The following is a 7,999-nucleotide window of genomic DNA, read 5'->3' on the forward strand; positions in this document are numbered from 1 at the left end:
GGCAAGCTAGACCTTCAGGTGCGAGAATGGGAGTGTCTAAACTGTGGCAGCAAACACGATAGAGACGAAAACGCAGCGATAAATATATTAGTCGCCGGAGGGCATTCGGAGACGAAAAACGGACGTGGAGGCAAGTGTAAGACTACCGCCAAGGTAGCAGCAGCCTGTGAGACGTCAACCCGCCGAAGAGCTAAGGCTCGGTAGGAATCCCCGTGCCTTTAGGCCGGGGAGGATGTCAAACCAAACCTGCTGCTTGTAATGCTGCCCAAGTTCTACTTGAACACATCTGTGGTGTTAGAGTCGCGATCGCCAACCACTGAATACCCAAAGGTCCAACTTCTGGATCGTCACTACTAAGATTAGTTGGTTTCGGTTCCACCCTACACTGATAGATAATATTTAAACTATGAAGTACCTTCCCCTCTCCTTGAGGAAAAAATTTCTCTGCTATTGTTAGCAGTCCCTCTACTTGAAAATCAGTAATTCCTGTTTCTTCTCTAATTTCCCGCCCTAGTCCCTCCATCAGAGTTTCTTGTGGTTGCAGTCCCCCTCCTGGTAAGTCCCAACAATTAGGTTCTGGATCTGTCATTTGATGTAACAACAAAACTTGATGGTCTGCAACGAATAACCCCAATACTGCTACTCTCAATCTTACTTCTGTTTCCATTTATTTGAATTAATATCATCAACTTCTTTCAGATATTAAGTTGAACTCTAGTTATTTGGCAATTGTATTTAAGCTTGGGGAATAGCAGAAAATAAATTATCCCAATTTTTGTACTTAGATCGTTAACTAGCTACTCTCTACTCCCTTACTTTCATAGCCAATGGGATAATTTTTTATTTGGAAGTCCCTTATGAAAATGCGATCGCCTTACCGAATTATTAATTATTAATTATTAATTATTAATTATTAATTATTAAATAATTCCCGCCTTGAAGCCTCCCCTTTTAAGCTATCCCTTATAAGGAACTCCTGAAAACCTTGTAGCAAGGAGGGGAGCAGGGGACCCACCCCTCGCCCCTCCCAGGAGGGGAAAAAGGAGAAAGGAGAAAGAATCATAGTAGATAAGAAAAATTACTTAAGTTGTCAAAAAAATGTACTTTTTAATACACTTTTTCTCTGACAAAAACCTTTTAAAGACTTGAACATAACTTGTCTATGCGTGTCAATTTTTATGTTAAGAAAGATGTTTATAACGCATAGCCTTTTAAGGGGGAAAAAAAAGAAATAATATCTCCTTATATTCAATTCCGTAACGGTTTTAACCAGAGGTAATTATCAATTATCCATTATCAATTATCAATTAATGAACAAATAGTAATGCTTTGATTTAATACCAATTCCCATGCATTATTGCTATGCTTGGGCAGTACTTCAGTTGTCAACTAATCAGCACAAGCAAAATCATTTGCATGCTAATTTCAGCCAAGTTAATGTTAATTATTCTTATGTTTGCTTCTCCCCCACTCCCCTACTCCCCTACTCCCCTACTCCCCTGCTCAACAAAATGTAGAAAAGTTTTTGAGAAATGGTATAAGTAGGTAAGCATGGAAAAGAATTAAGTATATAACAAAAAGTAAAGTAGTTCTGAAACCTCTTCCCTTCTGCCTTCTGCCTCCTGCCTTCATCTGATTCTCTACATTAACACTCAAATATATAATTTTTTTTTATAGTTTATATTTTTAAATTCTTTACTTAGTTATATTTTAGATATTTGTAGAAAAACTTTAGCAATCTGTTTCTCAAAAAAATGATTTATGTTAGGATCAGTATATGATACAAATTACCAATAAAAATTGGGAATGTATATCAGAGTGCATTTTCTTAAGATACAGGCTATAGATGATTGATGGTATCGAATTAACCCAACTGGTAGTTCTAGATTTTACCCTATTGAGATACCAGATTAGGGGATGCCATTATCTATAATTAAAGCAATAATAAAGATATAGAGAGACAAAAAATTACAGCTAGGGGGTATCCATGATGATTGATTTTGAGGGGTTTTACATTTTACTAACAGCTACAGTTTACTTAGGACTAATTTACCTAGCATTGAGGTGGATTCCAAATAGAATTAAGAAGCTTGGCTAGGTTTGGAGGCTAATGGGATAGGGGATCGAGGTCAAAACCTTATTCTAATAAATATTATTATTGGAGCGATCGCCTATTAAACCCACCCTTTCTAAGCAAAATATTTTAATTAGTCTGCCCAATAATATTAAGAAAAGTAACTAAGTAAAAATACTTGTTATAAAATTAATTATCTAGTTTTTTTAACGGTACAGAAAGAAAAAAACCAAACTCTTGAGCAATATTACAACTAATTCTGGCATGAACCTTACCTTGGCAATCATAAAAGCTAGCTTCTGGAGTTAGCGGAAAAATTCCTTCATGCCAAATATTAGGATGTATATATAGTCCCTGAGTACCATCAAAATAAAAAGCTTTAAAATCTTCTGGTTTCACATCATCACTAGCTAAAGCCAAAGGTACAACAAATGGGGAACTATTCAGAGGAAAAAAATAATTGCTCACTGTTGCTTGCTAGAGCTGAAAAACATGGACTATCCAAGACTTATATCTACTAAAATGTCTATGTTTTTACGCCATTAATTTGTGTTATGATTGCATACGTCTGCTAAGACCAGAGGATTTTAGCAACGATTATGGAGTGTTTTGCACTCGACTTTTCATCTCTGATGAAAACCCGCCTAGGGAATCCTAAACTCAATGTATTTGAGCGGAACATTAACCTTCGCGTGCCAGTAGACTTATGGACAGGTGAGCAGGAATTTCGCTCTTAGTCACCGATGAAGAGCGTCTCTAGGATTGTCTAGATTTTTAGAAGGTGCATTACTAGATTTTAGAATCCCTGGCAATTTCCTGAAAAATAGTGTTATGATAGAAGTAGGAAAATAACTGACAACTGAGTATCGCGTCATTTCGATCCCGACTTTGAGTCATCCCTAATGGTTGCCTAGTCAAGAAAAAGAAAGCGCAAAATAAATACTCATGTGAGTTTGCCATAAATAAGTAAAAAAATAGCGCTTTGGGGATTTTCCTCAAAGCATTGCGAGATACCGCCTGCGTTGATGGCTGAACACCGTCACGTTGCTATGAACGGTTTAAGAAGGTTTTACGGGGAATTGCTGGGCTTGATGTATCTGGATGATAATTTGTATGCCAAAACAAAACACAAGAACGATCTAATTTTTCCTGGGGAATTTTTTGAGCTTCTCCAGGATTTTTTGACCAACCAAATAAATATTGATCGTTTACTGCTTGGTTTCTACCGTACAAAAAATCTCCTTGTAGGGACGTTCCATGGAACGTCCCTACTGTGATCTACCCAAATGAAAACCGCTGTAATATCATGTCCGGTTGAATACTTATTATTAAGGTAGTAGGGGAGTAGGGGAGTAGGGGAGTAGGGGAGTAGGGAACCCACCCCTAACCCCTCCGGTGGAGGGGAAAATAGAAAGATTTACTGTTTAAGCACTCATGATAAGTTTTTTCATCACTGATTATCCGGACATGATATAATTCATAGTTTGATTCACCAACCCCTAATAATTCACCCTATCTAACTTATATCATGTTCGGTTGAATACTTACACTTTGGAGGAAGGAAGGCAGAAGGCAGCGGGAGCTGGAGGCAGCGGGAGCTGGAGGCAGCGGGAGCTGGAGGGAAGAAAAGGTTAAAAGGGATAAAGTTTTTTTTATAGCAATGAGCGCTGGTATATTTACAAATTGCAGGAGGGGCCAAATAGCTAAAAGTCTTATATTATCAGCAATTCATTCCCCCAGATGAGCTGTTGCCAGATGAGCTGTTGCCTGCGCACAGCGCTATATCACTGATTATCCGTTAGCGTAGCTCCCCCTCCGGGGGAACATGATATTACTGTCCGATCGCCCCACCTATGGCAAAATATTATTGAGGTAGATATATTAGACAGGGGTAGATAATGCAGCAAACTTCAACAAATTTTGCCTCATCCACAAAACAGCAAAAAATGAATGTTAAGCAGGCAAAAATTTATTTCAACTTAGGTGAAATTTTAGCAAAAAAAGGAGAATGGAAAGAAGCGATCGCTGCTTATCTTCAAGCAATTGACAGAGAACAAAATTTTGCAGATGCTTACCATTTTTTAGCTGATGCTTTGGTAGAAAAAGAAGAGAAAGAAGAGGCAATAGAGGTTTACAGAAGAGCTGTTGAAATTCAGCCGGAATTATGGGAAGTGCATCATAAATTAGGTAATTTATTGCAGGAAAAAGGGGAGTTAGAAGAAGCGGTTGCTGCTTATCATAAATCAATAGAATTAAAGTCTGATTTTTGTTGGTCTTATAATAATTTGGGGGATGTGTTAGTTAAATTAGAGAAGTGGGAAGAAGCAGTTTGTGCTTATCGTCGGGCTATTGAGTTGAGTCCTGATTTTCATTGGGGTTATTATAGATTGGGAGATGTCTTAGTTAAGTTAGAAAATTGGGAAGAGGCGATTATTGCTTATCAGAAATCAATAGAATTAAAGTCTGATTTTTGTTGGTCTTATAATAATTTGGGGGATGTATTAGTTAAATTAGAGAAGTGGGAAGAAGCTGTTAAAGCTTATCATCAAGCTGTTGAATTGAATCCTGATTTTCCTTGGGGTTATTATAAATTGGGAGATGTTTTAGTTAAGTTGGAAGATTGGGAAAGAGCTATCAATGCTTATCTAAAAGCAATTAATTTACAGCCAGATTTAGTCGGAATTCATACAAAATTAGCAGATGCGCTACATTATCAAAAAAGAATTAAATCGGAAAAGTTGGTTAATTTATATCGCGATAAAATAGAAAAAGAACCAGATAATATTCAAAATTACTACAAGATACTTGAAATTATTCCAGATGACTATCGGGTTAACTTACAGCTAGCAAAAGTTTGGGAAAGAAAAGGTAATTTTTCCCAGGCAATTGTTTTTTGTAAAAATGCGATCGCCATTAACTCCAAAGAAGTTGAAGGTCATATATTTTTGGCTAATATTTTAGTTAAGCAGCAAAATTTTGAAGGAGCAATTGTTAGTTACCGTTATGCAATTAAAATTTCTCCTAATAGGTGGGATTATCATCAAAAGTTAGGCGAAATCCTGGAAAAGATAGGAAAAAACAATGAGGCAATTGCTGCTTATCAAAAAGCGATACAAATTCAATCTAATCCCCTTGATATTAAACAAAATTTAGCTAAATTAGTTCCAGAAAAAACTCAGCAAAAGAATCAAAAAGAGCAAGAAATAAAACTTAATTCTGCTCAAGATTATCGTGATTTAGGAGACCGGCTATTAAAAGAAGGTAAACTAGAAGAATCTGCTAATAATTATCGCCAAGCACTAGAACTTCAACATAATTTTTGGCAAGTTTATCATAGCTTAGGAGATGTACTGCAAAAGCAAGGAAAATTGGATGATGCTGTTGCTTGTTATTGCCAAGCAATTAATATTAATCCTAACTTTTTTTGGTCTCCTTATAATTTAGGAAATACTCTGATACGACAAGGAAATCTAGACCGGGCGATCGCTTCTTATTTTTACGCTGCTGAAATTCAACCATATAAGATAGATAGTTATGAAAAGTTGGCTAATTTGCTGCAAATACAGGGTCGTGTAGATGAAGCTAAAAAATATAAATTATTGGTAAAAAAATTCATAAGTAATCCAGTTGAAACTTGTTGTAATTTGGGAGATAAGCTAGTTTTAGAAGGAAAAATAGAAGGAGCTATTTCCTGTTACCAAAAAGCATTAGAACTAAAGCAAGATTTATGGAAAGTTTACGGAAAACTGGGAAATTTATTAAAAGAAAAGGGAGATTTAGAGGAAGAAATTAAGCTCTACAACCGTGTCCTCAAACTTAATCAAAAGTTACCTGAAATTGAAGCCAACCTCCAAAAATCTTTAAAAGAGCAAGAACAAACGAAAAGAGTTAAAAAAGTAGAAGGTATACCAGATAATTTTGTACTTCCTCCTATTGTGGGAGAAGGCAACGACTATTCTTTTATAGAAGAGAAAGTTAAGGAATTTGTAAACAGTGGAAAACCTTATACCCTGCCAGTATCAATTATTATTCCTACCTATAACCGCAAAGAAATTTTGGCTAAAACATTAGCTGCCATTACTCATCAAACCTATCCCAAACATTTGATAGAAATAATTGTAGCAAATGATGGTAGTACCGATGGTGTGGAAGAAGTAATTTTAAAATATGAGAAGTATAGGGAATTAATTCATGTCCGACAACAAGACCGAGGATTTCGTGTATCTGCAGTTCGTAATTTAGGAATACGCACTTCCAGATACGAGCATCTAATTCTGTTAGACTGTGACCTAATTCCAGAACCACAGTTTGTTGAAGAATTGATGAAATATCTTCATGTAACTGACAAAGCTGTTTTAATGGCTCATCGGAGATTTGTTAATACAGATGGAATTACAGATGACGAAATTTTTGAGGATATTAACACTGCTTTAGGATTAGAAGATATTGTAACTGAAAACGTCATGTTTAAGAGCGATGTTAAAAATAAAGCTACCATAGACTGGCGCTTTAGAATATATGAAAAAACTGATAACTTAAAGAAAGAAAAGTATCCTTTTCGAGCATTTGCTTCCGGCCACGTTGCTTATTCAAAAAACATTCTTGAGAAAGTAGGTTGGTATGATGAAGATTTCCAAGAATGGGGTTATGAAGATATAGAGTTTGGGTATCGAGTTTACAATGCTGGTTATTATTTCATTCCAGTATTAACAGCAATTGATTTACATCAAGAACCACCAGGGGGTGTTAATGAAACTGACCGCATAACTGGAAAGCAAATTACTCAAAAACTATTCGAGCAAAAATGTCCTGTTAGTTGGTATCGCCAATATCGACCAGGTGAAATTTATGAAGTGCCTAAAGTTTCAATTTATATTCCTGCTTATAATGTTGAGCAGTTTATTAAGCATACTGTTGATAGCGTTCTCAATCAAACCTACACAGATTTGGAGGTTTGTATTTGTGATGATGGCTCTACAGATAAAACCCTGGAAGTTTTGGAGGAAAACTACTCGGAAAATCCTCGTGTTAGGTGGGTTACTCAGCCTAATGGTGGAATAGGGAAAGCTTCTAATACCGCAGTTAAAATGTGTAGGGGTATGTACATTGGTCAACTTGATTCTGATGATATGCTCAAACCGGATGCAGTGGAGACTATGGTTAAATATTTGGATAAGTATGATGTGGGTTGTGTCTATAGCTGTTGTGAAAGAATTGATAAGTATGGAAATTATGTTAAACCAGAATACAACTGGCCTGAATTTTCTCGGGAGAAACTGATGATTAACATGATCGTTCATCATTTCCGAATGTTTAGAAGGAGAGACTGGATGAGGACTGAAGGATTTACCGAAGATTTGTTGAATGCAGTGGATTATGATATGTACATGAAGTTAAGCGAGGTTTGCTCTTTTCATCATATTAATAGGGTGACATATTCTCGACGAGTACATGGAAAAAATACTTCTTTGCTTTATGAAAAGGAGCAAGATAACAACACTATTACTGTAATTAATCGTTCTTTAGAGCGTTTAGGGTTAAGGGATTTGTGGATGGTTAAGCAAACCGACCCTAATAACCCCAGGAAACTTGAAATTTGTAGGCAAAATATTGCTACTCAACGCTGAGGATTTAATGCAGTCAGCACTAAGGATTGAAACTAAAGTTCTACCAGGCAACAAGATTGAAATCAATCTGCCTGACAATAATCCCTCAACTTCAGTGGGGCAAACTGTTGAAGTGATTATCCTGCTACCAGATTGACCACAATTAGGGTTTGCTGAAAAAGTCTTTTTTTAAGGAGTAGGGGAGCGGAGGAGTAGGGAAGTAGGGGAGAATTTTTCTGCCCAACTCTTCTAAAAATGCTAACTTTTTGAGCATGAAGAGCTGAAAAAAACGTAATTTTTCAATACCTAAAAAGGCTAA

5 protein-coding genes are annotated in these 7,999 nt (G+C 36.3%); 2 read left to right on the forward strand and 3 right to left on the reverse strand.

The genetic code is table 11. The annotated features are described in order from the left end of the window. The coding region (locus F6K54_RS35460; protein ID WP_293088443.1) for a zinc ribbon domain-containing protein at positions 1-204 on the forward strand (204 nt) is incomplete at its 5' end. 31 nt (positions 205-235) lie between these two features. On the opposite strand, the gene F6K54_RS35465 is transcribed toward F6K54_RS35460, so the two are convergent. From F6K54_RS35465 to F6K54_RS35475, 3 genes are all read right to left on the reverse strand, one after another. Beyond that, on the reverse strand, positions 236-667 hold the full coding sequence (locus F6K54_RS35465) for an NUDIX domain-containing protein (RefSeq protein ID WP_293088445.1): 432 nt from the start codon (positions 665-667) through the stop codon (positions 236-238). 1,596 nt (positions 668-2,263) lie between these two features. Beyond that, positions 2,264-2,542: an ureidoglycolate lyase gene (locus F6K54_RS35470; RefSeq protein WP_293088446.1), complete on the reverse strand. Its 279-nt coding sequence runs from the start codon at positions 2,540-2,542 to the stop codon at positions 2,264-2,266. 579 nt (positions 2,543-3,121) lie between these two features. Further along, positions 3,122-3,307, reverse strand: a complete 186-nt coding sequence (locus tag F6K54_RS35475) for a hypothetical protein (protein WP_293088448.1) — start codon at positions 3,305-3,307, stop codon at positions 3,122-3,124. A 665-nt stretch (positions 3,308-3,972) separates the two neighbouring features. Here F6K54_RS35475 and F6K54_RS35480 point away from each other — a divergent pair. Continuing rightward, entirely contained in the window at positions 3,973-7,701 is a 3,729-nt protein-coding gene (locus F6K54_RS35480; protein WP_293088450.1) for a tetratricopeptide repeat protein, read from the forward strand. Positions 7,702-7,999: the final 298 nt, after the last annotated feature.

Source organism: Okeania sp. SIO3B5, from assembly GCF_010692555.1.
In the GTDB taxonomy this organism is placed as follows: Bacteria; Cyanobacteriota; Cyanobacteriia; order Cyanobacteriales; family Microcoleaceae; genus Okeania.